The sequence below is a fragment of the Paenibacillus vortex V453 genome (assembly GCF_000193415.1).
Taxonomy (GTDB): domain Bacteria; phylum Bacillota; class Bacilli; order Paenibacillales; family Paenibacillaceae; genus Paenibacillus_AQ; species Paenibacillus_AQ glucanolyticus.
In genome coordinates this window covers 1-26754 of the sequence record NZ_ADHJ01000036.1, presented here as the reverse complement: position 1 = coordinate 26754, position 26754 = coordinate 1, and the positions used below count along the sequence as shown (strand labels likewise).

At 48.4% G+C, this 26754-nt stretch carries 22 protein-coding genes and 1 pseudogene; 16 read left to right on the top strand and 7 right to left on the bottom strand.

Annotation, left to right across the window (positions count from 1 at the left end; all coding sequences use genetic code 11):
- Positions 1-102: 102 nt before the first annotated feature.
- Positions 103-2568: a glycosyltransferase gene (locus tag PVOR_RS17400; protein WP_006210730.1), complete on the bottom strand. Its 2466-nt coding sequence runs from the start codon at positions 2566-2568 to the stop codon at positions 103-105.
- A 388-nt stretch (positions 2569-2956) separates the two neighbouring features.
- Here PVOR_RS17400 and PVOR_RS17395 point away from each other — a divergent pair, with 388 nt between their 5' ends.
- Both PVOR_RS17395 and PVOR_RS17390 read left to right on the top strand, forming a co-directional pair.
- A complete protein-coding gene (locus tag PVOR_RS17395) occupies positions 2957-3355 on the top strand; it encodes a hypothetical protein (protein ID WP_040680719.1) in 399 nt (132 codons plus the stop codon).
- A gap of 24 nt (positions 3356-3379) precedes the next feature.
- Entirely contained in the window at positions 3380-3583 is a 204-nt protein-coding gene (locus PVOR_RS17390; protein WP_006210728.1) for a hypothetical protein, read from the top strand.
- A gap of 9 nt (positions 3584-3592) precedes the next feature.
- Here the strand turns inward: PVOR_RS17390 and PVOR_RS17385 are convergent, their stop codons facing one another.
- Positions 3593-4915, bottom strand: a complete 1323-nt coding sequence (locus PVOR_RS17385; RefSeq protein WP_006210727.1) for a glycosyltransferase family 2 protein — start codon at positions 4913-4915, stop codon at positions 3593-3595.
- 213 nt (positions 4916-5128) lie between these two features.
- On the opposite strand from PVOR_RS17385, the gene PVOR_RS17380 reads away from it, so the two are divergent.
- Positions 5129-6940, top strand: a complete 1812-nt coding sequence (locus PVOR_RS17380; RefSeq protein ID WP_006210726.1) for a DUF3658 domain-containing protein — start codon at positions 5129-5131, stop codon at positions 6938-6940.
- Positions 6941-7206: 266 nt separating this feature from the next.
- On the top strand, positions 7207-8067 hold the full coding sequence (locus PVOR_RS17375) for an acyl-CoA dehydrogenase (RefSeq protein ID WP_006210725.1): 861 nt from the start codon (positions 7207-7209) through the stop codon (positions 8065-8067).
- Positions 8068-8144: 77 nt separating this feature from the next.
- Here PVOR_RS17375 and ureC read toward each other — a convergent pair whose 3' ends face one another.
- Positions 8145-9857 carry an urease subunit alpha gene (ureC, locus tag PVOR_RS17370; RefSeq protein WP_006210724.1) on the bottom strand — a complete coding sequence of 571 codons (1713 nt, stop codon included), beginning with the start codon at positions 9855-9857 and terminating at the stop codon, positions 8145-8147.
- The gene (gene ureA, locus PVOR_RS17365; RefSeq protein WP_006210723.1) at positions 9854-10498 is read right to left on the bottom strand and encodes an urease subunit gamma; all 645 of its coding nucleotides are present in this window, start codon (positions 10496-10498) and stop codon (positions 9854-9856) included. The genes ureC and ureA overlap by 4 nt, the downstream gene beginning before the upstream one ends.
- Positions 10499-10807: 309 nt before the next feature.
- Between ureA and PVOR_RS17360 the strand changes: the two genes are divergently transcribed.
- From PVOR_RS17360 to PVOR_RS17345, 4 genes and pseudogenes are all read left to right on the top strand, one after another.
- Positions 10808-11572, top strand: coding sequence for a DUF3889 domain-containing protein (locus PVOR_RS17360; RefSeq protein ID WP_040680718.1), 765 nt, complete (start codon positions 10808-10810; stop codon positions 11570-11572).
- 183 nt (positions 11573-11755) lie between these two features.
- Positions 11756-13318, top strand: coding sequence for an ATP-binding protein (locus PVOR_RS17355; RefSeq protein ID WP_006210721.1), 1563 nt, complete (start codon positions 11756-11758; stop codon positions 13316-13318).
- 128 nt (positions 13319-13446) lie between these two features.
- A complete protein-coding gene (locus PVOR_RS17350; RefSeq protein WP_006210720.1) occupies positions 13447-14697 on the top strand; it encodes a multidrug effflux MFS transporter in 1251 nt (416 codons plus the stop codon).
- Between the two features lie 183 nt (positions 14698-14880).
- Positions 14881-15805, top strand: a pseudogene (locus tag PVOR_RS17345) (VanW family protein).
- Here the strand turns inward: PVOR_RS17345 and PVOR_RS29265 are convergent.
- From PVOR_RS29265 to PVOR_RS17335, 3 genes are all read right to left on the bottom strand, one after another.
- Positions 15792-16154: a hypothetical protein gene (locus PVOR_RS29265; RefSeq protein WP_160164010.1), complete on the bottom strand. Its 363-nt coding sequence runs from the start codon at positions 16152-16154 to the stop codon at positions 15792-15794. The pseudogene PVOR_RS17345 and the gene PVOR_RS29265 overlap by 14 nt on opposite strands.
- Positions 16106-16369, bottom strand: coding sequence for a hypothetical protein (locus PVOR_RS33050; RefSeq protein WP_419144515.1), 264 nt, complete (start codon positions 16367-16369; stop codon positions 16106-16108). Before PVOR_RS33050 ends, PVOR_RS29265 begins: the two co-directional genes overlap by 49 nt.
- Before the next feature lie 344 nt (positions 16370-16713).
- Positions 16714-17913 (bottom strand): cytochrome P450 family protein, encoded by a 1200-nt coding sequence (locus PVOR_RS17335; RefSeq protein WP_006210715.1) that lies wholly within the window; start codon positions 17911-17913, stop codon positions 16714-16716.
- 280 nt (positions 17914-18193) lie between these two features.
- Between PVOR_RS17335 and PVOR_RS29740 the strand changes: the two genes are divergently transcribed.
- From PVOR_RS29740 to PVOR_RS31050, 8 genes are all read left to right on the top strand, one after another.
- A complete protein-coding gene (locus PVOR_RS29740; RefSeq protein WP_006210714.1) occupies positions 18194-18421 on the top strand; it encodes a hypothetical protein in 228 nt (75 codons plus the stop codon).
- A gap of 369 nt (positions 18422-18790) precedes the next feature.
- The gene (locus PVOR_RS17325) at positions 18791-19420 is read left to right on the top strand and encodes a hypothetical protein (protein ID WP_006210712.1); all 630 of its coding nucleotides are present in this window, start codon (positions 18791-18793) and stop codon (positions 19418-19420) included.
- A gap of 49 nt (positions 19421-19469) precedes the next feature.
- Entirely contained in the window at positions 19470-22562 is a 3093-nt protein-coding gene (locus tag PVOR_RS17320) for an ATP-binding protein (RefSeq protein WP_052649295.1), read from the top strand.
- A gap of 6 nt (positions 22563-22568) precedes the next feature.
- Entirely contained in the window at positions 22569-23219 is a 651-nt protein-coding gene (locus PVOR_RS17315; protein ID WP_006210710.1) for a response regulator transcription factor, read from the top strand.
- 415 nt (positions 23220-23634) lie between these two features.
- Positions 23635-24117, top strand: a complete 483-nt coding sequence (locus PVOR_RS17310) for an Rrf2 family transcriptional regulator (RefSeq protein WP_006210709.1) — start codon at positions 23635-23637, stop codon at positions 24115-24117.
- A 23-nt stretch (positions 24118-24140) separates the two neighbouring features.
- On the top strand, positions 24141-25139 hold the full coding sequence (locus PVOR_RS17305) for an LLM class flavin-dependent oxidoreductase (RefSeq protein WP_006210708.1): 999 nt from the start codon (positions 24141-24143) through the stop codon (positions 25137-25139).
- Positions 25140-25296: 157 nt separating this feature from the next.
- Positions 25297-26049, top strand: coding sequence for a DUF4184 family protein (locus tag PVOR_RS17300; RefSeq protein ID WP_234973007.1), 753 nt, complete (start codon positions 25297-25299; stop codon positions 26047-26049).
- Between the two features lie 230 nt (positions 26050-26279).
- The gene (locus PVOR_RS31050) at positions 26280-26456 is read left to right on the top strand and encodes a hypothetical protein (RefSeq protein WP_006210706.1); all 177 of its coding nucleotides are present in this window, start codon (positions 26280-26282) and stop codon (positions 26454-26456) included.
- The last annotated feature ends 298 nt before the right edge of the window (positions 26457-26754 follow it).

Here is a 26754-nt window from a genome sequence, read left to right as displayed (position 1 = left end):
CGGATAAAAGAATACAACAATAGAAGAATAGAAGAAAGAAGGCCCCTCCTAGAGCTGAGCGGAACTCAGTCAGAGCGGAGGCGCCTTTTTTTTAGAGTATCTTTATTTTGTTACATGATCCACAGAGCAGCGCAGATCGTTTACGACTTGAGATACTGCGATCCGCTCCAGTATCCGGAGATTCGGTAATCGAGTCTGCAAGGATGTAAGCTGTTGCTCATGATAGCTTAGGGGATCGGCCCAGTACTGTTCGGAGTGAATCTGCGCATGAACAACTGGGGATCCGCAGTAGATGACCTGATCGAATAACACCTCAGAGAACAGATCAATCCGGTTCGTAAAATAAAGCTGTGGCCCGATCTTCCGAGTGCCCACAATAAGATTGCCATGGTATAAGTGGGTATACACAATCACCAACAGATCTTCATCTTCGGTTAATCCCTTCACGATCTGCTGCCATCGCCTTGAGTTGGTCTCCCATAGAGTGAGTCCGAGCACCAGCACAACGTGCTTACCGGTTTGCCGGATCCTGGACGCTATTTCCGAAGGTTGATCCACCATATGAAAAATGCTATGCGGTCCTTTTGGCAATCTCCACGACTTGTTCCATTTCTGCTCGTAATATGCTTTGTTCTTGTTCCATAGCGAGTTGTACACGCTATTCTTCAGCTTCTTGATCGTAGCGCTGCCGTGATGGTATACAAAAGCGTCCTCGACAATCGCCAGGCGGTACCCGGCATTTCTTACGCGCTCGCAATAATCATCATCCTCAAACATCCCCAGACCAAATGCGGGATCCAGAGTTCCTACACGTTCCCAGACACTCCGTTTAATAGCCACGCAGAAGAATCCTAGGAGATCCGTATAACGGGTTCTTCTCCGGTACCGCTCGTAGAACTCGCTAAGCCAACGCGGACTGGCGCCTTGTACAGCATCCCCTATGAAATGATCGAGCGCTTGATCATTTCCCACATGATTGGACATCGGTCCTGTCATGGCAAGCGAGGCATCCTCTTGAAAAGGTCTGAGCAGACGGGAGATCCAGCTCCCATCCGGAACGATGGTATCGTTATTGAGCAATATGATGAATTCTCCCGTAGATGCTTCACACCCCAGCGTATTTCCGGCGGCGAAGCCAAGATTCGTAGGCGAGGTTATAACCTTGATGAGCGGATTGCTCAGGCTTCTAAGATAGGAGGAGGTTTGGTCCCTTGAGGCATTATCTACAATAATAACCTCCAGGTTAGGGTAATGACCCGGCTGCATCAGCCGGTGGAGGCATTGCTGCGTGTAGGAGCAGTTATTATGAACCACCAGGATGACACTGACCTTGGGATACAGCTTCTGCACAATATGGGTATTCAGTGCTTCATAACGATGCTCCCAATTGTTATGCTCCGCAAATTGCTGCCGCTGCTTCATAACGCCAGCTTCGGTTTCAATCAGTGCAGCTTCAATTGCCTCCTCATACTCGGCAGCCGTATTGGCAATCGAGATCATGTCGCCCGCAACGGTCTTCACTTCAGGTAGCTCCGTAGAGACAACCGCCTTGCCGGCCGCCAAATATTCGTACAGCTTGACGGGATTGGTAGCTTGCGTCAGTTCATTTTTTATGAACGGTATTAACGCGACCTGAAATCGATGCAGATAAGCCGGGAGTTCATGATACGGCTTCTCCCCGAGCAGCAATACGTTGCTTAGACCCTCAATGCCTGAGGTATCGCAGCCAAAGGTGTGTCCGATGAGGACAAACGTCCAATCCGGCCGATGTCGAGCCAGCGATTCGATCAGCTGAATATCAAACCAGTCGGAGATGGCGCCATAATAACCAATGATCGGCTGATCGATCCCTTCAAGCTCGAACAGAGGTTCATTATCATTAGGCGGTTTGGAGAAATGAACAGTATCTGCTGCATTGCGAATAAGTACTGTGGACGGATTATAGGGAGCGGCCCAATCGTACAGATGCTGTGAGGTGGTTACAACAAGCTCGGCTTCACGCAGTAGCTGTTCTTCTTGATGGAGCATGGTCTGGTCGTTGGTTGAAAAACCGGCATGGTGATCCATGCAATCGTAAACGATATGATGCTGATCCATTGCCGTCACGAGTGGAGTCCAGAACGGAAGATCCACGATGGAGACCAATTGAAACAGTCCGAATTTATCCCGGACATACTCAACTGACCATTTCAGGTACTGGATATCCCACAGATCCATTTCGTCCTGGTACAAATTTAACGGTTGATTGGCACATAAGGTGACAAGCCAAACATTCCGATCAATATTTTTAACCGTTACCTGGCGACTGATTTCTTCCCTTGATGCTTCCTCTTTACCTAAACCAACCATCTCCGTCGTTACATAAAAAACCCGATGTCCTTGCTGCGCAAACTGCTCCGATAACTGCTGGGGACGCTGCCATCGAAACTGCCAGTCAATTACGGGAAAACGCATGATATCGTATAGAGGCGCGGATATAGGTTCGGTCTTCTCGGCCGTCTGCAAGTCGGCTTCCCCAGACTTTTCAGGCTCAGGTTCAGTATGCAACAAAGACCGCGAATACGTCATTGGCAGCGAGACAACGGGGGACACCCTGGAAGCCGACCGACTTCTTTCGGTTGAACGTTCAGACTGTCTGTGGCGGGCTTTCCACTGACGTGAGGCCGATCGATTGGAACGAAGACTTGCGGTCGGCGGTCGTGCTTGATTTTATTCAAGATTAGCCTCCTCTCTGGTGCAAAGGTCTATTTAACAAAATATGTATCATCTAAATCATCTGTATGGGTAGATCACCATTTGGAACGGAAATACCCAAAATGTTCGGGGTCTCCTTATGGCTTGATTGAACCCTAATGTCCCTCGGAGTAGGCCATTTTCTTATCTTTGGCATTCCAGGTTGCCATTGTCCTGACCGTAACATACGGTACCAATGAGTATATACAGGGGGGATGCACTAGTGAGGAGATATTGGAGCCGGGGGCAGCAAGGGGAGTGTAAGGAGATCACGGGGCGAAGAAAGAAGAAACAGGGGCGACCTTCACATTCGATATGGTGTAAACTCCGGATGCTTCATCGTAAGCTCATACGGAATTTGGCACAGATCCGGTTGCAGCTTAGCCGGTTAACTGCCCGGGTTCAAGCATTACAGGAGCAGGTGAACGAACGGCAAGGAGGTCCAAGCAGCAGTGTCACCGCTTTGTTAACTGGAAAATTGAATACTCGGCTGACGGTTGAAACGACGGCGGGCTCCGTATTCGGAACGCTGATCGCGATCGGTGAGGATTTCGTTCAGATCGCAGAGCCGAATGGCAGTATTGCCATCATACCGATGCGCAGCTTCTTATCTATTTCTTGATCACAGTCCGAGGAGGGGAACACAATGGATTTTTCGGAAATTCTGGCGACTTTCATAGGCAGGACGGTAGAGATCATCCAAACCAATCAATTTCTGCAGGGACAGTTACGATCCGCAACGGATGGATTCATTACAGTGGAGGTTGTAAGCTCAAATTATATCCCTACATCACAAGTGGTCACAGTACTTAATGAGAGCATTTCATTTGTTCGCATTTTGCCTCTTTGAGTGATCGGCTTATTCCAATTCATTGAACACATCTTTTGTAGAGTTTCTCCATGCTGAATAGTGCAGAGGATGGCGATGAGTGGTGCTGGAGCTTCGGAGTCTGCGGTGGTATATCGACTCTGGTACATGGTACAGCTTGTGATGAAGGGATAGTCTGGACAGCAGATCGATATCTTCATAGAGTCTTCCTTCAAAAAGCATGTCTTCGTTCCAGCCTTTTACCTGTTTAAGCGAAGAAACATTAAACATGCGCGGAGCTATAGCATATGCATCGTTTCGCAGACTATCGCAAGACAGGGAAGAGGGGGCCGTGTGTACTCTTTGATACACCAGCTGTTTGTTTGCACGCTCAAGCCATTCTACATGATTGCCGTAAATAACGTCAGCATGCTGCACCCTATGGGCTTCTCGCAGAAGGACTTCAAGCGCATTTGGTGCCAGCCAATCATCGGCATCCAGCTCTAGCAGCCAGGGGGCATGGGATAGATGCAATATTCGGTTTAATGCATGCGCTTTACCCCGATTCTTTTGCTGTCTTACTATTGTAATGCGGGAATCTTCGGGCAGATGCTGCAGGCAGGCTTCTGTCTCTTCAGACGTTGAACCATCATCGAGGATTACAAGCTCCCAATCCTTACAGCTCTGTACCAACACGGATCGGACAGCCCAAGTCAGATACTCGCTGTCATTATAAGTACACAGAGCAATTGTGACAAGCGGGGGGCTAACCGCCTCCGCCCGCTGTGAATGGGTATGGGCAGCTGCAAGAAGAAGCGGCGACACCGCCAACCATTCTTCTGCTTCCTTCATCCAGGCAGGGGCCCTGCGATGATGACACAATATGGCCTGGCAATCAATTTCAGACCATTCATATTGGCCGGATAATTGGAGCTGTTTATCAATTAACACATATTTCTGAAACGGAAGCTGATCCTTTGTTGCAAAACCCTTTTGATGGCCGTTCATTACAGCCTGCGTGCGCCATATCAGGGGTCCTCTGGGAATGTGGGGAGGTGAAGCGGCCCTGGAAGACGAAACTTGTGGCTGACCTAATGTATGGACGGGATTCAGAATAAAACCTGCTAGTTGGTCAGAGGTGGTTCGCAGCCATCGGTCCAGCTCGATCTTTGCATGAGGCTGTACATCATCACCAGCGTAGAGCGTCATAAACCAGGGAAACATCTCCACGGACAAGGCTTCATTCATGACCCATGCAGCGCGTTCTTCACTTGGAATCACAATCGGACGAGCGTCCGGAAAAACGCGTTGAACCGAGGATAGGGTGCTCTCGCTTAATTGAGAATGCGTTCCCGGTAGAATAAATACCAACATCCGCTCACGTTCCTTTCCCTCGTCTTGTCCTTAAGGCTGCATATGTACATAGGTGCAATGGATATGATGCAGGTTCCTTGTTATCGTATGCCCCTACATGAGGGGCGGATACAAATCGCATCTCACATTCTCTTGGGTTGCGACCATCTGGTAAATGGGGAATAATAGAGCTTGGTGTCCGGATTTATAGATGGAGGGGGGGGTACGAATCTAATGAAGTCAAATGAGCGTCAGATCATATTGCACGCCCAGGAGTTTGCACGTTCGATTCTTGAACGGGATTCGAGCGGTCACGATTGGTGGCATATCCAGCGCGTCACCCGCATCGCCCGTATCCTGGCGAATCTTGAAGGTGCCAATGTATACATATGTGAGCTGTCGGCGCTGCTTCATGACGTGGCGGACGAGAAGTTAAATGAATCCAAGGAAGCGGGTTACGAGCGGGTTCAGAATTGGCTGATGCAAGCCGGTGTTGAGACCACTGACCGGGAATTAGTGCTTGAAATCATAAACACGATGTCATTTTCAGGCGGAACGGGAAATACAATGCGGACCCTGGAAGGCCGAATCGTGCAGGACGCCGATCGTCTGGATGCGCTTGGCGTCATCGGCATTGCCCGTACTTTTGCTTATTCCGGCTGGAAGGGGCAGAAGATGTATGATCCTTTCATTCCTCTTCGAGAGAAGATGACGCAAGAGGAATACCGGTCGGGTGAAAGCACGGCCATCAACCATTTCTACGAGAAACTACTGAAGCTGAAGGATCGAATGAACACGGAATCAGCGAGACTTCTTGCAGATAACAAGCATCAGAGTCTCGAACTTTTCCTGCAAGCGTTCGACAAGGAATGGGCGATCGGGAATAACGCATACCTGTCTGAATCTCCCATTCACCGCGGCAATGTAACCAGAGTTCATATTTCGTTTGATGACTCTACCGCCGGCTCGTTAAAATTAATGCTGCAATCGAACCCCGGGGAGATTGTAGTTACACTGGGAGATAACCTCATGGTCGGACCGCTTCCGAACGACCGTGATTTCTCCCATTCGTTCTCCGGCAGAAATGAATGGATTCAGGAGCGATACAGCACTGCATATGCAGACGACAGGAAGCAGAGCATGCTGCAAGCGGCGTTTAGTTGGCACATATGGCCACAGCAGTTGATGGAGGTGCCTTGTCTTATATGGGCTGGAGATTCCGCTTCTGAACAATTAGGTCTGCGCAGGCTGTTGTCCTTGATGCCAGACCATCCCGATGCCATGGTGATCAATGCAACAAGCATTCTTCATGAACAAGATCCAAATACCTGGTATAAGGGAACATATGAGATGACTCCGAAGAAACTCCAAACCGTACTGAACGTATCCGAGCTTGTGAGGCTATCGCCAGAAGAGCAGGCTGGTTACCGCGAGGAGTGGAGTCGGCTGTTGAACGAAGACGGGACACTTCGGGTGCTGAAAGGCAAGGAGCTGCACACGGTATCGGTGTCTTATTATGATGGTGATATATTAGAAGCCGCATATCGGGTTGAAGCCAGACACGGGTTCTTCAAGAAATCAGCCCGTATCATTGGCGATGTGATCGGCAATGGCGAACTGACCGTTCCGGACTTATTCGTTGAGTACAGGGTTCGCCACCTGATTCGGGAAGGAGCTTTAGTTCATACCGGTGATCTGAGTACAATGCGTAACTACAGCGTGTCTCTTGTGGATCCTTCGATACCTGAGGAGCAATGGAGCCATGAACAGCGATTGGCCAAGGTCGTGAAGGTGAGGTCGCTGCTCCGTGAGATGATGGAGATCAATCTTTCGGAGAAAGACGTGATGGAGCAATTGAGCCAGTTGGATGCTGCCGCTCTCGGCAAACCTCCTTCTCCTCAGCCGGAAGTGGATGAAGGTGGTATCCAAGCTCTATTAGATGAACTGTTGATTACCTACCAACAACATAAAGAACAACGGATATCCATCATGGAATCGCTGGGCAAGATGTTAAACCACATGCATCAGGATACTCATAAAGAGTAGGCCAGTCTGTACAACCTGGGTGCGGTGCCAATAGAATAGACAGAGAATGACGGAAAGTGGTGGCGATATGTTATTTACGAATCAGCAGCTACGAACCATTAGAGAGCATGCGCTAAGTATGGACAAGGAAAGACAAGTAATTCAGGAAGTATTAGATATCCTATATGATCATCGTCTGTTTCACTTGTTTGTGCCTGATGAGCTTGAAGGTCGAATGACTCCGCTTCCTGAGGCAACACGTATTTTTCAGGAGAGCGCCAGAATCGATGGGAATTTGGGGTGGCTGGTTACGATTGGGGCAGGCGGTGGGTTCTTTGCATCCGGAAGTCAGCCGCGGCGTATTCGCATACAGGGAAGCTGTGATTGCCGGCAGTGGGATGCCGTCCGGGACTGCAACAAGGGTAGAAGGCGGGTATGTTGTGAACGGCAGCTGGAGATATTGCAGCGGTTCTACTTATGCGACCACCTTTACAGCCAATGCTGTCATTGAGCCAGCGCCCAACCGTAATGATGCCGTATCCTCTTCAGCACTTGGCGAATCCGAGATTCGTTCCTTCATCCTGAATCCGGAGCAGATTGACATTCTGGCAGATTGGAACGCCTTCGGTCTGCGAGCAACTGGAAGCCATACGATATCGGCGGTGGATGCATTCGTACCGGATGACATGACATTCTTGCTCACGGAGACCAAGGGATATGAGCGAGAAACCATCTATCGCTATCCCTTCCTTCCTTTTGCACAAGTTTCTTTTGCAGGTGTTGCGGCCGGGATCGCAGAGCATTTTCTGGAGGCGGCAGAGGTACTTGCGGTCCAGCGGGGAAGCTCATCTTACGTCATCGGCAAGCTGGAGGAATGTAAGGCAGCGCTGGAGCAAGCCATGTCCGTCTTTTATGTGACGGTAGAGAAATCATGGGAGGAACTGCTTCGCGTCGGCGGATTGTCAGCTGAGACAGAGGCCGAGGTAACGGCGAAGAGCATAGCAGCGGCAAATACGGCTTTATCCTGTGGTCAGCAGTTGTTTCCACTGCTGGGACTGTCCGCAGCTATGGAGGATGCGGAAGTGAACCGCTGCTGGAGGGACCTTCAAACCGCATGCTCGCATGCGCTGCTAAGAAACTTCTCATGAACAAAAAACCATGAACGCGTGGTAAGCAGTTCATGGTTTTTTAGTATTACTATCCCGAAGTCTTATATATCTTGGGGTTAAACGAGGAAATAACGCTGTGACAGGGGCAGATTGGCAGATGGTGCGCTTGTCAGCTTCTCGCCATTCACGGTAACTGCGTAAGTCACAGGGTCTACCATAATTTCCGGCGTCTCACCATTGTGGATAAGATCCGCTTTTCTCACGGTCCGGCAGTTCTGAACAGGCAGGAGCTGCTTTCGCAATCCTAATGGATCCAGCGTCCCCATTTCTAGGGAGGATTGCGAGACAAAGGTCGCGCTAAGTGCAGCCTGCGCTCCACCGTAACTGCCAAACATCGGCCGATACATATAGGGCTGCGGTGTGGCGATCGAAGCGTTCGGATCTCCCATGACCGCATGGACAATCATGCCGCTTTTCAGCACCATCTCCGGTTTGGCGCCGAAAAAGGCGGGCTTCCAGAGCACGAGGTCGGCCATTTTCCCCACTTCAATGGAGCCGACATAATTCGAGATGCCATGGGTGATGGCAGGGTTAATGGTGTATTTGGCAATGTAGCGCTTAATCCGGAAATTGTCAGCATTTGTATCCGGACCTAACGGACCGCGCTGTTGTTTCATTTTGTCCGCCGTTTGCCATGTGCGGATGGCGACTTCACCAACACGGCCCATGGCTTGAGAGTCGGAGCTGGTCATGCTGATGGCTCCAATGTCATGCAGGATGTCTTCCGCACCAATCGTCTCTGCCCGGATTCGGGAAGCGGCAAAGGCAACATCCTCCGGGATGCGAGGATCCAAATGATGACATATCATCAGCATATCCAGATGTTCATCCAGCGTATTGACGGTATATGGCATCGTTGGGCTGGTAGAGGAGGGGAGAACGTTCGGCATGGAAGCCACCCGAAGCAGGTCAGGTGCATGGCCGCCTCCGGCGCCTTCGGTATGATAGGTATGAATTGCCCGGCCGTTAAAGGCGCGCAGGCTGTCTTCAACAAAACCGGCTTCGTTCAGTGTATCGGTATGAATATTAACCTGTACATCCAGCTCTTCAGCGACATTCAGGCATTTATCGATGACATAAGGCGTGCTGCCCCAGTCTTCATGAATCTTAAGTCCGGCAGCGCCTGCATGCACCTGTTCCGCCAGCGCTTCAGGGCGGCTGCTGTTCCCGCGCCCCAGAAATACCATATTAATCGGCAATGCATCGGTTGCCTGCAGCATGCGCTGCAAATTCCATACCCCTGAAGTACAGTTCGTAGCCAGCGTACCCGTGGCGGGTCCAGTGCCTCCGCCAACAAATGTGGTCACACCACTTTGAAGTGCAATTTCCACTTGCTGCGGACTGATGAAGTGTACATGCGAATCCACGCCGCCAGCCGTTACAATCAAATTTTCGCCTGAGATGACTTCGGTACCAACTCCGATAATCATGCCGTCGGTAACGCCATCCATCATCAGGGGGTTCCCCGCTTTACCAATGCCGCTAATGAATCCGTCCTTAATCCCGATATCGGCTTTGACGATGCCCCAGGTGTCGATGATGATGGCATTCGTAATGACCAGATCCAGTACGCCTTCCGCACGGGTCGCCAGTGGATGCTGACCCATGCCGTCACGAATGACTTTACCGCCTCCAAAAACACATTCATCCCCGTAAACGGTAAAGTCCTTTTCAATCTCAAGCCAGAGGGAGGTATCGGCGAGTCTTACGCGATCTCCTGTCGTAGGCCCATACATACTGGCGTAGGTAGCGCGATCAATCTTTGTCATAAGCTCACCATCCCATTCGTTTTTCCGTTTATCAAACCAGCAAAGCCATGAATTTCTTGACTGCCTCCAATCTGCACAAGGACAACCTCTGAAGTTTCCCCGGGTTCAAACCTTGTGGATAAACCAGAGGCAATATCGAGCCTGTATCCTTGCGTGCCGTTCCGATCGAATTGCAGGGCCGGGTTGCATTCGTAAAAATGGAAGTGTGAGCCTACCTGGATCGGGCGATCACCGGTATTCGTTACTTCACGCTTAATGCGGGGCCGATCAGGAACCAGCTCGATGGGCTCATCACGAAGATCGTATTCCCCGGCAATCATACCCGCTGAAGCGAGAATGCCTTGGATCGGATCATGAACACTGACCAACTTGGTGCCATCCACGAAAGTAGCTTCCACCTGGACTTCTGTAAGCAAATGGGCAACTCCATCCATGACTTGATCCGCAGACAGGACATGGCGCGCCTCTTCCATTAGCTCCGCTACAGACTTGCCGTCACGAGCACCTTCAACAACGTAACCTGAAATAAGTGCGGCCGCTTCAGGATAGTTTAATTTCAACCCGCGGGCCAAACGTTTCTGCGCTAATTCAGACGCTAGAAAAAGCAATAATTTGTCACTCTCTTGGTAAGTAAGATGCATCCAAGTCACTCCCTTTGCAATAATTTGCGTCAGAATACATAACACATAATTGTGAATGTAGACTGACAAGCTGCGTAATGGTGTTTATTTTGGATAAATGTAGCACTCCATAGAAAGTTAGTCAATATTTATGTTAGATAAATTAACATATAATTAACCGAAGATGTTCTATTCCTCTTAAAATATATCTAACGAATATCCAACGAATGCCACATCGCGCATAGGAACATCTTTAGCGGGAACCTTAGGCTCAGACAGGGTTGATATTAAGGATAAGCAGGAGGGGTTACATGCTGAACAGCATTTTTTTTGACAGGGATATTATGGCTCGGGATAAGTCCCGGTGATCATCAGAGCATGGAAGAATCCTCGATTAATGACTACCAGCAGGCCATTCTTGAATCCGGCGCCCAGCTCGTCGAAGAGGCCGTGAGGACTTGTGAGGTACATTTCGGAAAGAAGATCCTTTTGCCTCCGCAGCTGCCATCCGTATCTTTCACGCATCAGTATGGTCGCTGCTATGACACACAGGGAGGATTGGACGAGCATTTGGAGATTCATTATCAACATCAACACAAGCCTGAGAATGAGTATACAATCGAGCTGTATCCAAGAAAGAACCGACAACAAATGAATTATCTGTCGTTTGATGAAACGGAGCTTGCGGATCATAACGTGGCCAAGTTCTACATGGGACCCATCAACTCAATCCAGCTATTGGCATTCGAAAAAGGCGACTGGCAGTATCTGTTGACGGCAGCCAATCAAGCCTCGTCGGCAATCAGTCAACAGGAGTTGACAGAAATCGCGCAGTCTCTAATTCATGTCGTTGATAGCAAAGACCCGACTTATGCGAAGTGGGGGAATCTCGCAGTAAATCAAACGAAGGACCATTATCATATGGACGTAATTGATTATCTCTATATGGGGAGAACCACGAAATCCAGCGAATTGGCGGAGGAGAAATTCAAGCTTTGGTTGAAGAAGGGAACCCGTGAATTCGGCGTTTATGCGATCGTTGTGTTCAATCCGACCACGGATCAATTCATAACGATACGATACGAGGAATTCTAAAAGGAATATCGGTTTGGAAGCAGGGATAACACCATTTTCAGGAAAAAAATTACACATGCTTTTCTGAAAGTCGTGTTTTCCTGCTGTTCAGACGTCTGCTTATGGTGTACCATATTTGGTGATACTTGCCTCCGTTATTTCTACATTTTGCGCCAGTATATAGCGATTTAGGAGTGATTCGCTTTGCCGTTTATTGTCCTTAAGCTCCTATTTGTTCCTTTGATATCGGTCTTTATTATCGTGTCGTCGGTTTATCTGGATTACCAATCATCCATCCCTATGATGCTGTTATTGGCAACACTATTGTACTTATCCGTCGTGTTCGATCGAAAGTATGAATGGCTCCGCAATGTTCAATTTCTCTTCCTCGGGGCCTTTCACTATGTTAGCCAATTGAATTGGTGCATTCTCTTGTATTACATATTTATTATTAATCTCATTCATAAGAAAGAGAATTTTAGAGACTCGATGTCGCTGTGCTTTCTCATGATTCTTCAATATTCCGTCATTCGTCTGACCTATTTGCCATTAACGAAGTATCATATATTGGTCTCTGTGTTTGATACCTTGGCGTCTTTTGTCATCGTGATCTCTTTTCATTTCGTGAACTTTCTCGATTCGGAGAAGAAGAAGTTATATAAGCAAAATGATTATCTGACGTATCACGATCCTTTAACGGGTTTGCTCAATTATGATGGATATTTGCATAAAGTTCAGCATTTAATTAAATTGAACAAGCCTTTTCAATTGGTGCTGCTGGATATCAACAACTTCAAATCATTGAATGCCAAAGATATATCGACCGCCAATGAGATTCTTATCAGTTTCTCGCGCGCACTGCGCAAGCTGTTCCTGAACGATATGCTTGCAGCTTCCCGGTACGCAGGAGATCGCTTTGCTATACTGCTCCCGGAGCATGTAAACATCGAGAGCAGCATGTTTAACTTTGAGCATATCGGTGTTCAGGTGACATACAGCATTACGTGTTATCCCCATGAAGCGTTAACCTATCAGGAGATGCTCAGCACCGCGGAGGACCGGATATTTCAGATGCGGCGCAATTCCTGGATGAGAAGCCAGGAGGAGATCCTTCGAACTGAAAAGATGAAGATGGTGGGAGAGCTGGCTGCCGGGATGGCTCATGAAATCCGGAATCCCCTCACTTCGATTAAAGGCTTCATACAACTTTCGAAAAATCAAAGCTATAACATACAGCCCTGGTATGAGGTGATTATGGGCGAAATCACGAGGGTAGGGGAATTGACAGCGGAGTTTCTGCATTTTTCCAAGCCGCATGCCAGCAACATGAAAGTTGAGTCGCTTACGGATTGTATGACCCGTGTCTATTCCCTATGTGAATCCGAAGCTGCTTCCCATGGACATCTTTTTACGCTCGATTTAAGCGATGATCCGATCCATATCGTCATGGACCGCGACAAGATCATTCAGGTGCTGATTAATTTGATCCGGAATTCATTTCAGGCGATGGAGCATACCGGCACGGTTCGTATCTCGCTAGAGGCAGTAGAAGCGCTTGCAGTGGTAAGGGTCGAGGACACAGGTAAAGGGATTGCTGATGAAAATCTGGCGAAAATTTTTGATCCGTTCTATACAACCAAAGAAGAGGGCACGGGTCTCGGACTGTCCCTGTGTCAGAAAATTGTAGAGGATCATGGCGGGAGAATTACCGTACAAAGTGAGCTTGGTAAGGGTACGACATTTACCTTGCGGATTCCGTTGGCCTAGAAAAAATGGATAGCAATATCGTGGAATATATCCTATGATAGGATAGTTATTTAGCAGTCGGATGTTTTAGAGAAGAGATTAATCATGATATGCATCGTTGTGTTGCAGGAAAGGAAGTAACCGTTCGTATGTCGATTTCCACCAATGAAGCCAGCTCTACGATGGTACTAACGCGCAGAAAGAGGCTTCAGTTTGCTCTGATTCTCGGATCACTTTCAGCATTTGGGCCATTATCTGTTGATATGTATTTACCGGCGCTTCCCAAGCTGTCAGAAAGTTTGGGTTCACCTGCCTCATTAGCTCAGCTCAGCCTGACGGCATTCTTGCTCGGACTTGCACTCGGACAATTGGTAGCCGGACCGTTAAGTGACATAAGGGGGAGGAAAGGGCCGCTGATCGTCTCACTGATTATTTATTCGGTGACCTCCTTGCTCTGTGCATTTGCGCCTAGCATATGGGTCCTGGTTGCACTTCGTTTCATACAGGGAGCAAGCGGAGCGGCGGGCATTGTTATCTCCAGGGCAGTCGTCCGGGATTTATACACCGGTTCCGAGCTGACCAAATTCTTCACTTTGCTGATGTTAATCAATGGTTTGGCACCGATTATTGCGCCTGTGTTCGGAGCATTTATCCTTAACTTTGTTTCATGGCGCGGGGTTTTTGTTGTATTGTTCCTGATCGGTGTGTTGATGCTGCTTGCTGTCCTCTTCGGTCTTCCCGAGACGCTGAACCGGGAGAAAAGAGCAACCGGTGGCATTAAGCAGACATTTCGCACATTCGGTACACTGATCCAGGACCATGTTTTCGTTGGCTATGCGCTGTCTCAAGCGTTTGTATCCGCCGCAATGTTTGCTTATATCTCGGGATCTCCGTTCGTTCTGCAGGATATATTCGGTGTTTCCCCTCAGATGTACAGTCTGTTTTTTGCCGTGAATGGAATTGGTATTGTTTTGTTCTCGCAGATAACAGGCAGATTGGCTTCTCGCACCGGTGAAACGAAACTGTTAATGACAGGACTTGTGATTGCCGCATTTGGAGGGACCTCGTTATTCGTCATCACATGGCTTGGCGGAGGATTATTATTCATTGCACCGATGCTGTTCCTGATTGTATCGGCCGTCGGTATGGTAAGTGCTACGACAACATCGCTCGCGATGCAGAAGCAGGAAGCCCGTACAGCGGGGAGCGCCTCGGCACTGCTTGGTTTGCTGCCCTTGTTGTTAGGTGCAGCGGCCAGTCCCCTGGTGGGACTGGGTGACGGCACAACGGCGGCACCGATGGGAACGGTAATCGGCATTGCAGAATTGCTGGCGATCAGTTCGTTTTTATTCCTGGTCATGCCGCTCACCCGCCGCAAAGACACTCACGTTGCACTATAAGTACCTTGTGTAGAAACCCGACCTTTCATGGTGCGGGTTTCTTTTAACATTTTATAAGGCTTTGCATGAATTGTCTGTTAAGCAATCATAATACCATAGAGAAGAAATATACGGAGTAGTAGACCGAGCAAGCACGGACAGAGGATAACCTAAAGAAAAAGCGGGTGAACTGGTTTGAGATGGATGTCGGTTGTAAGCCTATTGTTCTTACTCTTGCAAGAGAATGAACCGGATAACAACAATTTAACGATTATGCAAGAAGGAAAAGTCATGACCAGTGTAAGTCGTAGCGAACATGCGCTTGACGTGTTCCCGCTGCTGGACATGGATAAATACGAGCAGTGGGTGGATATGCTTGATCGGAAAACATATCTTGAAGCACAGAATGCCCGCATTGGCAGCAGCGGACAGATTCGTTCCCGGACAGAACGGTCATCGGCTGAACCGTCGTAAGCTGCTGGAGCAATACTATGCTTATATGTACGGCACCGGATCTGCTTCCATCGAGGCTCCATGGTACCCGACTTATCCCAAGGTGGACACGGAGCTTCTTGCGGCAATCCGGGTTAAACCCATCGGTTACTATGTCACTTATTTTAACTCCAGCAATAAAAATCGTTCCCATAATATTGCATTAGCTTCAAAAGCGATTGATAGTGCCGTCGTATTTCCGGGCGAAACCTTTTCCTTCAATGAGGTTGTGGGCATGCGAACGATAGACAGAGGTTATAAGCGTGCAGGCGTTATTGTAAGAGGTGAACTGTCAGAGGGAGTGGGGGGAGGAATCTGTCAGGTATCCTCCACACTGTTCAATGCCATCGACCGGGCTGGATTGCAAATCGTCAAGCGGTACTCCCACAGCCGTAATGTTCCCTATGTGCTTCCGGGGCGGGATGCGACGGTCAGCTGGGGCGGACCTGACTTTGTGTTTGAGAATGCATATAACCAGCCTATTCTAATTCGGGCCTACGGTAGTGGCGGAAGAATGACGGTATCCATATTTTCCTCTGAGCTCATTGAATACAAGCCGCGCAATGTGCCTAGCATATCGAATCGATTGCCGGAGGAAACAAAAGACAGCCTGCACAATCCTGTCAGCGGGGATTAATGGAATTGCCAATGAAAGCTTCCCTTGCCTTGATGGGGTCTTCGAACCAGGCCGCGATTTCATCAGCCGTCTGTTGGTCAGCGGCGGCCTTCATGAGTAGTCCTGCAATATGCTCGGGAAGCGGCTGTGTCATTGCGTTGGTCCATTCCGTAACCGCAACGATATAGGCCTTTACCCGGTTCCAATAAGCTGCGCTAACAGCTTCATCCCATGCGGCTTCCTTGTTTGTTACAAGGGTTTCATAGATTTGCTCAGCCGCATAGGATGCCGTATTACAGCCCTGACCTGTAATCGGATCAGTCAAAAAGACACTGTCGCCGCATCCCAAAATAAGGGTGTGGTTCTCCATGACATAAGGGCGGTGAATGATCGAAGTGATCGCTGTCTGAAGATAAGCCTGTTCATCAAGGAGCCCACAATGAAACAGGAGTGATTACGAGCAGCGATTTCCGGAAAATATTCCTCGACCTCGACAGTGATCCGCATACGTTCTTCGAACGCTTCGGAAGTTTTAATCCCCTTGAATGTGTCCAATATCCCATCTGGAACAGCTTCAATAAACAAAATCGTGGCACGACCGGAATCGGTGACAGCCGGGATTTCAAATCCTGAGAAGTTACACGACCGGGTACAAAGGTCACGCCTTGCTGCTCAAGATCCTTCATCGCGCTGGAAAAGCGTAAACGTTGATCGGTTGATGTCGCAGAGCCAGCCAGTTGTCCCGTAAATAACCGCTGCTGACCTGTACATTAGTTTACATAATATTTATTATGGTATATATGTGAAATGCACACAAATTAGTTGTGGAAATCGATACGGGTATCCCGTGTTGTTTTCTATAAGTAAGAGGCGAATCCCGTTTAGCGGATTCGCCTCCTGTTATTTGAAGACTATGATTCCAGGATTGCTCATGATTCAGGGTGGAGGGCCAGCGGTATTTCTTCCACGCCCCGGACGATCATGCCAGGTCTCCATCTAAGTTCATCCACACCAGCCTGAAGCTCAAAATGAGGATAGCGTCGGAGCAGCGTGTTGATTGCAATTTCGCCTTCAAGTCTGGCTAGCGGCGCCCCCAGGCATAGATGTATCCCTTTGCCAAAAGCTAAATGCTGGCTCTTCTCCCGCGTAATATTAAAGAGATCGGGATGTTCAAATGGACCTGCGTCACGGTTTGCGGAGTTCAGGGAAACCACGACCAAATCGCCTTTTTTCATCTGAACACCGTGAAACTCCATATCCTCCGCGGCCCAGCGTGAGGTGCTGAATTCAACTGGACCGTTATAACGAAGCATTTCTTCAATAGCGCCATGAATGAGTTCGGGTTGTTCCTGCAGCAGCTTGCGCTGCTCCGGATATTCCAACAGTGCAAGCACGCCATTGCCGATCAGGTTAACCGTTGTTTCATGGCCGGCAATAATCATAAGCGTGACTACGCCATACAGCTCCTGTTCAGATAAACGATCCCCTTGATCCTCGGCCATGACCAGCTGACTGATCATATCATCGCCCGGATTCTCGCGAACCTTGGCAAACCAATCCTTCAAGTAGGCGATAAATTCATGCATATGCTGAGCGACCTCTTCGCTTGTTTCCCGATTCGAAGCGCCGATGATGGAGTTGGACCATAGCCGGAACTTGTCCTGGTCCTCCGTAGGTACACCAAGGATTTCGCTGATCACAATAATAGGAAGTTTAAAGGCATATTCATCAATGAGATTCATCGTATCTTTGGCGGAGGCTTCATGCAGAAGGGTATCGGCAATGTCTTGTATATGGCTCCGCATATCAGCAATTCTCTGGGGAGTGAAGCCTTTCTGCACCAGTCCGCGGAGGCGTTTGTGATCCGGCGGATCGGCGAACAGCATGTTGGTGCTGAATACACTGGTATGTTCTGCTCCGTAAGCTTTGGTAATGTCTTTTATAAACCGGCCTTCCTTCAGCGCGGCAACCGCCTCGTCGTAACGGGTGATCAGCCATCCATAGCGACCATCAGGAAACTTCAGATTCAGAATCGGTTCGCTTTGTCTTAATTTCTCGTAAACAGGATAAGGGTTTTGGGTGAATTCCTCAGTAAACAACGCATTTTTCAGAGATTCGTTCGCACTCATACATTAGGGTCTCCTCTCGAAAATGTTAGCTTCTTATCCAGTATAAGGGATGGGGAAGACCATAACCAAATTTCACAATTAGTCTATCACTTTGTATAAATTGTCATTTTGAATGAAATCAACATTTCTTTTCACCTTTTGCGAATATCGCTGGCCCGCAGCCTCCATTAATCTGTGATAGAGCACAAAAAAAGCTCAATCTGGTGCTTGCCAGCGAGGATTATCCTGATGTGATCTTGGGTCTGAACATTTCACCTGCGCAGCAGATGATCTACGCTACGTGAACGGGCCGACACGGCCGGTATCGCATTATGCAACTATTCCATGCCTGCTAATTTTTGTCCAGGAGGGCAGAGATGACTTTGAAGCAAAAGTTGAGCGGATTAAACGCCATGTGGATATGGTTCGCAGGTTAGGAATCAAGCACATGCGTCATGATGTGACGGCATTCACGCATTCACGCTACCTCCAGAGAAGATGGGCATCGATTATCTGGAACCCCACCTGAAATGGATTGGGAAAGGATGCCAGCAGATCGCCGATTATGCGGCCCATTTCGATAACGAGTATGGGAGGAAGTCTAGCAGCAGAGGCTCGCAAATCAGCGAATCGTAAGGCGAGTTTGACCGGGACTATATACATGAAGCAGGCCTGCCACGGAGTATAATCCTGGCTGGCCTTTTTGTGCAGATTCACTGATGAATCGACTGCTGCCCAATACGAAGTGAAATCTACCTGTATCTAGTAAAAATGGATGCTGAAATGGACAAATAGGATGCGAGAGACCAATATCAGTGATTGACAATTTATGGGTTGCGTTTAGTATTAAACTGAAGGATAAATTTTATGGTGATCATCACCAGCCAAGGGGGATAATATGAACCAAACCACTGTGCCTTATAACGAGATTGAGCCGCAGCTGCAGACCGGAGATATTCTGCTCGCTCACGGTGTAGCCAAGGGAAGTTTGCGCATTGAAGAGCTGGAGCACTGCCCATGGTCACATGTTGCGATGGTCGTACGTGCGCCGAACGATGAAGTGCTCTTATGGGAATCCACATCGCTCGATAATCTGGAGGATTCATGGTTACATGTCAAAAAGTCAGGTCCTCAGATTGTGAAGCTGCGGGATCGATTGTCAACGGATGTTAGTAACCATTATGATACGATGTTTGCGATCCGTCATCTGCATGCTGATCGAACACCTGAAATGTATGAGCAGCTGGATCATTTTATCGAGCAGGTGCATGATGCCGTGTTTCCGGATAAAAAACAGATGTATTGGGAAATCATCGAAGGCAAGTTTGGCATTACATCTTCCTTCCGCGACTTTTTTTGTAGTAAACTGGTGGCGGAAACTTATATCCAATTAAAACTGCTATCCTCAGCTAAGGCACCTAACAGTTACGAACCCAAAGATTTTACGTCGAAGCGACATCTTTCTCTGCTGGGAAATGCTAGATTAAGCGATGAAATTTACATTGATGCAGCGTCGATTCTCACATGAAATGGCGTAAACACGCGGCGGCACTCATTTTTTTTACCTGATCCTGTCTGTGGATTGCCATTCGAAGGTTGCGGCAGCCGAGTCCTCCACTTCGGTGAAGGACGGTGAGTTACAGTTTATAGAATGGAATTTTGCCACAGATGGGAGTTTGGAGCTGAACGGGAAGTGGGCATTTTATTGGAATCAGCTGCTAGAGCCTGCTGACCTGAAACAGGGAACGATTCCTTCAGTCAGCGCCTACGTGAATGTCCCCGATTATTGGACGAACTATACCTTAAATGGAATGAAACTTCCAGCCGACGGATATGCAACGTATCGTTTGACGATTAACGGACTTGATTCAGAACAGTCCATTGCACTCAAGCTGCGTAATACATATTCCTCTTACAACTTGTGGGTGAACGATACCCTGGCAGCTTCGGCCGGAAAACCAGGATCAACGCCTGATTCCACCGTTCCGAAGTACGGTGCATCTTTAGTCGTACCCGTGCAGCCCGACTTGGATGGACGATTAACACTGCTGATACAGGTTGCCAATTTTACGTATCCCAAGGGAGGAATTAATAACGCCTTTGAGCTTGGAGATGCCAAGCAACTGCAACTGGAGAAGTCAAAGGAGCTTGTACGAGACAGTCTTGTCATCGGCTCCCTGCTGGTTATCGCCGTTTATCATATAATCCTTTACATGCTGAGGCGCAACGACGTCACTCCGCTGTACTTCGGGTTGTTCTGTATTTGCATTGCAGTTCGAACGATGCTGGTTGGCTCGAGATTTGTACTGGAAGTATTCCCAGCGTTCTCATGGGAATGGTTTGCCAAAGCATCGTATCTAACGATTTACGTCGGCGAGTTCTTTTTGATCTCATATATCTATCACTTGTTTCCTCAATTTCTGTCCCGCAAGGTATGGCGTTTGACGCAGTTATTCACGATGGGCTTAACTGTGCTGGTGCTTACAACCCGTATTCGGGTGTATGATTATTCACTGATCCCGTTTCAGATTTATTCCATAGGGCTTGTCCTGTATGCCGTCTATGCATCCATTCGGCTAGCAAGACAAAGACAAGAAGGGGCTGTCCTTCTCATACTCGGGTTCAGTCTCATCTTCCTGACAGCGGTTAATGATACCTTAAATCGCAATGGAGTCCTGGCCACACCAGCTTTGCTGCAATTCGGCGTACTCGGGTTTGTCTTTTTGCAGGCATTATTGTTGTCCATGAAATTTTCCCGGGCATTTTCCCAGGTGGAGCGTTTATCGGAGCGATTGTTAACGCTGGACAAGCTGAAGGATGAATTCCTGGCAAAAACTTCGCATGAGCTGCGTACTCCGCTCCATGGCATTATCGGTTTAGCGGATGCATTGATTGATGGGAGCTCCGGCAAGCTGCCATCCCCCGTTGTCGATCTGTTGCGGCTAATGAAGGTTAGCGGTCAGCGGCTTGCGCATTTGGTAAACGATATACTGGATTTCTCAAAGCTAAAGCATCAGGAGATTGGCTTGGTCATCGTGACGGTTAACTTGCGTCTGTCCGTAGAGCTGACCCTTCAAGTGCTGAACCCATTGGCCCAGAAGAAAGGGCTCCTATTATCTCACCAATTGCCGGACGATATCTACGTGATGGCAGACGAGAATAGGCTGCAGCAAATATTGCATAATTTAATCGGCAATGCGATTGCATACACGGAAAATGGAACCGTTACTGTCACGGCGAGGAGAATGTATGGACAGGTATCGGTTCAGATAAGCGATACCGGAATCGGGATCGCAGAAGCAGATCAGGTCCGCATCTTTGAATCCTTCGAGCAGGTTGATCCCTTGCATCGATCGCAGCAAGGCGGTACCGGGATTGGACTCTCCATTACTAAGAAGTTAATCGAGCTGCATGATGGCAGCATTGGAGTAACGTCCAGACTTGGTGAAGGATCAACGTTCAGCTTTACACTTCCCTTGGCTGGTGAGGGAAAACCGAAGGAATCTCCTCTACCCGTCACAGACTATATCCAGACCGAGTCATTCCCCCATTGGGAGATCGTTCAGACCGAGAGGGAGCCAGCGAACTCTAACATGCAGCTGCCCTCCGTGCTTATCGTGGATGACGATCCGATTAATGTCCAGGTGCTCTTGCAGTTCCTGGGCGGAAAGTATTCACACAGGTCGACATGCAGCGGACAAGAGGCCTTGGAGTGGATCGAGAATGGATATAAACCGGATATCGCGCTGCTGGATGTCATGATGCCGTATGTATCCGGACTTCAGCTAGGAGAAGAAATACGCAAGCATTACAACTCGGGGGAATTGCCTATCCTGTTCCTCAGTGCAAAAAGTCAAATGACGGATCTCGTTGCCGGTTTCGAACACGGCGGCAATGATTATCTTGCCAAACCCGTTGCCAAGCAGGAGCTGTTAGCCCGTCTGGAGCTGCATCTCCAACTGGCACGCTGGAATGCAACGCTGGAACGCGAAGTGGAGGCAAGAACAATTGAGCTTGAGCATTCTTTGGAAGAACGGGCCAGGGCTATGTCGAAGGTTTCCGTTCTGGCAGAGCGGAATCGGATTGCTGGAGATATCCACGATCACGTGGGGCATATTCTTACAGCCAGCGTTGTTCAGCTGGAGGCCGGTTTGAAAATGTCTGCCCATAACGCACCGGAATCAACAGAGAAACTGAAACATGCATCGGACCTGCTCCGCAGAGGACTTCATGAAATGCGGAAATCTGTGCATATGCTTGCCGAGGAGGAGGCTGCCTCGGCAACGTTCCGGAACTCCTTGCTGCAGATTATCAATGACTCCCAGCAATATGCGGAAGTTATAGTGGAGCACAAAATTGAAGTTTCGGATGGCAGTCTCGAGCCGGAGGCTGAGAAGCTGATCCGCCATGCCCTGCAGGAGGGGATCACCAACGGAATACGTCACGGGCAGTGTACAATCTTCCGGTTTGAATTAATAGAGACCGAAGAATCCATTCGGTTTACACTCGAGAATAATGGACTTCCCTTCGAATCCGAACGGCTTGGATTCGGTTTGACTATGATGCGCCAAACTACCCGGCGAAGGGGCGGTACCTTCCAGGTCAGCACGAAGGATGGAGCAGGCTGTATGCTAGTACTCACCATGCCCCGATCCACGCTTAAGGAGTGATCAGATATGTCAAGCATAACCATACTTATTGTAGAGGATCAAACCATTGTTCGTGAGGGCCTGGAGACGATTATCAATCTGGAGCCCGACATGGATGTTGTTGCCACCACGGACAATGGACAGACCGCCTGCGAGCTGGTGGAGCAGCTGCGCCCTCAGCTTGTGTTAATGGACATCGAAATGCCGGTTATGAACGGAATTGCGGCAACACGCCAGATTAAGCAGTCACATCCGGAAACCATCGTGCTGATCCTCACGACGTTCACAGAAGAGGATTTCATTATAGAGTGTCTTGCCAATGGAGCATCGGGATATTTACTTAAGGACTTCTCTTCCAACAAAATCATTACTTCGATCCAAGAGGCGGTCCGCGGCGAGATGATGCTCCCCTCGAAGGTGGCGGCAAAATTAGCAGCCCGGTTAAGGACAACCGGAGCTCCTCAGTTTCCGGCACAACATTATAATCTGACACCACGAGAGTTACAGATTGCAAAGCTGATGACGGAATATAAGAATAATCGGGAAATCGCCGATATGTTATATATCACGGAAGGAACGGTTCGGAACTACATTAGCGTCATCTATGAGAAAATCGGCATGAATGATCGGACCAAGGCCATTCCACTGCTTAAACATGCTCTTAGAGATTTTGATTGACATTTTTTTGATCTTCAAGAACACCGCTTTCTATGGAAAGTGGTGTTTTTTTGTCATGCATATCTACGAGTATAGGGTTTGATCGTCGTTTGGAACAGTTACTCCTGTCATATAAAAGTCATATAAGGATCATACAAATGTCATGCCTTTTGTCATGTAATGGTCATACCAATTGGCCCCCTCATTACTTATAGTAGTTATGCGAGGGAAATACGTTGAAACTGAACAAGATGGCGTTGGTGACGCCATCTTGTTCTTTGTTTTATCAGAATTCATTGCATTTGAGCTCAGTGAGGTTTTACTTTCGGGGCAAACTGATATAATATATAACGTGGATAATGATTATCCGCTTTAAGCATAAATTGAGAAACTGCAATTTGAGTCACGCTACTTACCTAAAATCGAGGTGCTGTTCATGCATATGAAAACAGGGGTGGAACAGTCGGTGTATGCTCTGGTCCTGCTCAACATGCTGCCCGACAAAGCGGTGCTGCCTGGAGAAGCGATTAGCCAACAGCTTGGAGCATCGGCAACCTATTTTCAAAAACTGTTAAGAAAGCTGGTCACAGCCGACATTATTACGTCTGTGCCCGGCATTAAAGGTGGCTTCAGGTTAAAGAAGAAGCCTGAAGATATTCGTGTATACGATGTTTACCTCGCGGTGGAAGGACAGCAGTCGCTGTATTCATCCCACGGAATTCTGGTGGACATGCTGGATTTGGAAAAGGAAGAAAGCTGCTGCCTGTTAACGAATTTGATGGAAGAAGCTGAATCCTCCTGGAAAGCTGTATTGAAGCGGGAGACCATTGCTTCGCTGTCGGAGGAGATGTGTGGTGAACGCTTTAAGGACAAAGTGGCAGCTTTGGAGGAATGGATTAACAACAAAATGGTCGTCTAACCGAAGAAGGGGATGGAATTTGCATGAGATTAAGCGTATTGGATCAGGCCCCCGTGACAAGTGGCAATACAGCGGAGGGTGCCTTGAATAAAGCAGAAGAACTGGCTGTCTTGGCCGATGAACTGGGATACAGCCGAATGTGGATGGCAGAGCACCATGGCGGAAATACCTTTGCCAGTTCAGCACCGGAAGTAACGGCAGCCCGGCTGGCCGCCAGAACGAATCGTATTCGAATCGGCACCGGCGGCGTGATGATGATGCATTATTCTCCGCTTAAGCTGGCGGAAGTGTTTAAAACGCTAAGTGCTTTTTCCCCGGGCAGAATTGATTTCGGCGTCGGACGGGCTCCCGGCGGCGATACAAGTGCCATGTATGCACTGTCTGAAGGGCGCCAGTTAATGCTGCATAACATGTATGACAAACTCGGTATTACGATGCAGCTGCTTCAAGACCAGATTCCAGAAGATGAGCTGTATACGAAGAATCTCGCGGCTCCAACAGATGTAGCACTCCCGGAGGTGTGGCTGCTCGGCTCCAGCGGCAATAGTGCACTCAAAGCTGCGCAGATGGGAGTGGGGTATTCCTTCGCACAATTCTTCAACGGTGCGATGAGTAATGAGATATTGGACCATTACCGGGATAACTACCAGCCTTCTGTCTTCATGGACAAGCCGGAGATTAATGTATCCTATATGGTGACTACAGCTGAAACGAAGGAAGAAGCCGAGTATGAGGCGTTACCGCAGGATATCTTTCGCCTGATGATGAGTAAAGGCAGAATTACTCAAGTGCTGACACCCGAGCAGGCTCAAGAGGTATCCTTAACGGAAATCGACCGGATGGCCATCGCAGAAGGGCGCAAGATCCATCTGGTTGGGGCGGTTAAAGACATCGCCGTACGCTTGCAGGAAGAACAAGCCCAGTACGGATTCCAGGAAGCGATGATATGCAGCATTCCCCATTCGCAGGAGAAACGGCTTGAGGTATATCGGCTGCTGGCTCGCGAACTGCTGGGCTCGTGATAGATTTCATCAAATCAAACGCCAAGTCCTCGACTGAAGAGACTTGGCGTTTTTTTCATGCATTTGTGTTGTAGGCAACAGGTTGGAAGCAGATGCAGGAGAGCAACTTTGTTTGCGTGTGGAGCGTTAAAAGGTAAGGAACGTATTCGCTTAAATTATGAAGAAATTAGGAGAAGCCATGCCTTTTACATTTGCTCATCCTGTCATTACCATGCCCTGGTGGAGGAAAAAATTGCTGCCAGTATCTGCTCTCGTAATCGGCTGCATGGCACCGGATTTCGAGTATTTTATCCGGTTTCGAGCGGCTTCGGTATGGAGCCACGAGGGCTTAGGCGTTATTTTGTTCAATCTGCCCATGATCGTGCTGCTTTACCTGTTGTTTGAATGTGTCGCAAGACCAGTTCTACACGTGTATTTACCTTCATGGTTCCCATATCGCTGGAGTAGGGAAAGGAAGCTGCCCATATCATTAAAAGGCTGGCTCCTCGTTCTTGTCATGGGAATGACAGGTGTTGCCACACATTTGCTGTGGGATCAGTTTACGCACAAGGGAGCATGGCTCGTCAATCATATTCCCTTGCTTACACAAACAATTCAAATGGGATCTATACATATCCCGGTGTATAAGCTGTGCCAGCATGGCAGCACCCTCCTCGGTTTGGGTCTGATCGTATGGTGGATTCATCGCCATTTGTACGTAATGCCTGAGAAAAGGAAATATCAGCATCCGATTTTACCATTTTGGTGTGTGTGGGCAGCAATCTTTATCGTCATGATGGTTATGGCGATGATTACGGTGGTGGATGGAGATGGCTTGGCATTTATATTGCAGTTAGTCGTACCGGCGATCAGCAGTTTCTTGATGGCCTTGCTTATGACATGTCTTGTTTTTTGGAGTAGAGCTAGATAGAATTAGCAAATAACTGCAGAGAGCCCTTTCTGTCCATGACGCCTCAGGACGGTGAAGGGAAATGGAGCCGCTACAGTCTGTACTTGGCCGCGATGGGTGTAATCAGATCAAAATACCGGAGCTGTGCATGGACTCTTGTCACGAAAACTATAAAAGCGTAGTTTGCCTAACAACATTTTCATATTGGAATCATAATTTATGGTAAGGCAGGGAAGTGGGAGGTATGTAGTATGGGCCAAGGAACGCAGGGCAAAAATCAAAAAAACCAGCAAGCAACTTCGAATACGGCTACGCTTAAACAATTAGCATTTATTGCGGCACTTCTAGTGCTAATCGCCGCAGGCATAGGCCTTTATATAGCATATGATGACTTGACCTCGGAAGACAACGTGGAAATTATCATATAACAGCGAAATCAGGAATTATCTGAAACTATCAAAAACTTGCGATACACATATATGATCTGATCTGTGACCCTTATCTCTAACTCCTCACGAGCCATAAATGGATCCTCACAATTAGCTGGAAATGGTGATGTAGATGGAGCAAGGCCGCGCATATTGGAACAGCATACGGCCAGTCGTCTTGCATACAAGCATGGCTGTATTTAGCAATATTCAGAAAGGGACCTTTCCTTATTGTTTCATGAAAAAAAGCCAGCTTGTTCTGCGTCGATGAAGTGACCCCCAAAAGTTAGACACGGTT

What these genes read in the sequence shown, in the direction of transcription:
- PVOR_RS17400 (WP_006210730.1), bottom strand. Translation starts at nt 2,568, where the DNA reads ATGACGTATTCGCGGTCTTTGTTGCATACTGAACCTGAGCCTGAAAAG.
- PVOR_RS17390 (WP_006210728.1), top strand. Translation starts at nt 3,380, where the DNA reads ATGGATTTTTCGGAAATTCTGGCGACTTTCATAGGCAGGACGGTAGAG.
- PVOR_RS17385 (WP_006210727.1), bottom strand. Translation starts at nt 4,915, where the DNA reads ATGTTGGTATTTATTCTACCGGGAACGCATTCTCAATTAAGCGAGAGC.
- PVOR_RS17380 (WP_006210726.1), top strand. Translation starts at nt 5,129, where the DNA reads ATGAAGTCAAATGAGCGTCAGATCATATTGCACGCCCAGGAGTTTGCA.
- PVOR_RS17375 (WP_006210725.1), top strand. Translation starts at nt 7,207, where the DNA reads ATGGGAATTTGGGGTGGCTGGTTACGATTGGGGCAGGCGGTGGGTTCT.
- ureC (WP_006210724.1), bottom strand. Translation starts at nt 9,857, where the DNA reads ATGACAAAGATTGATCGCGCTACCTACGCCAGTATGTATGGGCCTACG.
- ureA (WP_006210723.1), bottom strand. Translation starts at nt 10,498, where the DNA reads ATGCATCTTACTTACCAAGAGAGTGACAAATTATTGCTTTTTCTAGCG.
- PVOR_RS17350 (WP_006210720.1), top strand. Translation starts at nt 13,447, where the DNA reads ATGTCGATTTCCACCAATGAAGCCAGCTCTACGATGGTACTAACGCGC.
- PVOR_RS29265 (WP_160164010.1), bottom strand. Translation starts at nt 16,154, where the DNA reads ATGGAGAACCACACCCTTATTTTGGGATGCGGCGACAGTGTCTTTTTG.
- PVOR_RS17335 (WP_006210715.1), bottom strand. Translation starts at nt 17,913, where the DNA reads ATGAGTGCGAACGAATCTCTGAAAAATGCGTTGTTTACTGAGGAATTC.
- PVOR_RS17325 (WP_006210712.1), top strand. Translation starts at nt 18,791, where the DNA reads ATGAACCAAACCACTGTGCCTTATAACGAGATTGAGCCGCAGCTGCAG.
- PVOR_RS17315 (WP_006210710.1), top strand. Translation starts at nt 22,569, where the DNA reads ATGTCAAGCATAACCATACTTATTGTAGAGGATCAAACCATTGTTCGT.
- PVOR_RS17310 (WP_006210709.1), top strand. Translation starts at nt 23,635, where the DNA reads ATGCATATGAAAACAGGGGTGGAACAGTCGGTGTATGCTCTGGTCCTG.
- PVOR_RS17305 (WP_006210708.1), top strand. Translation starts at nt 24,141, where the DNA reads ATGAGATTAAGCGTATTGGATCAGGCCCCCGTGACAAGTGGCAATACA.
- PVOR_RS17300 (WP_234973007.1), top strand. Translation starts at nt 25,297, where the DNA reads ATGAAGAAATTAGGAGAAGCCATGCCTTTTACATTTGCTCATCCTGTC.
- PVOR_RS31050 (WP_006210706.1), top strand. Translation starts at nt 26,280, where the DNA reads ATGGGCCAAGGAACGCAGGGCAAAAATCAAAAAAACCAGCAAGCAACT.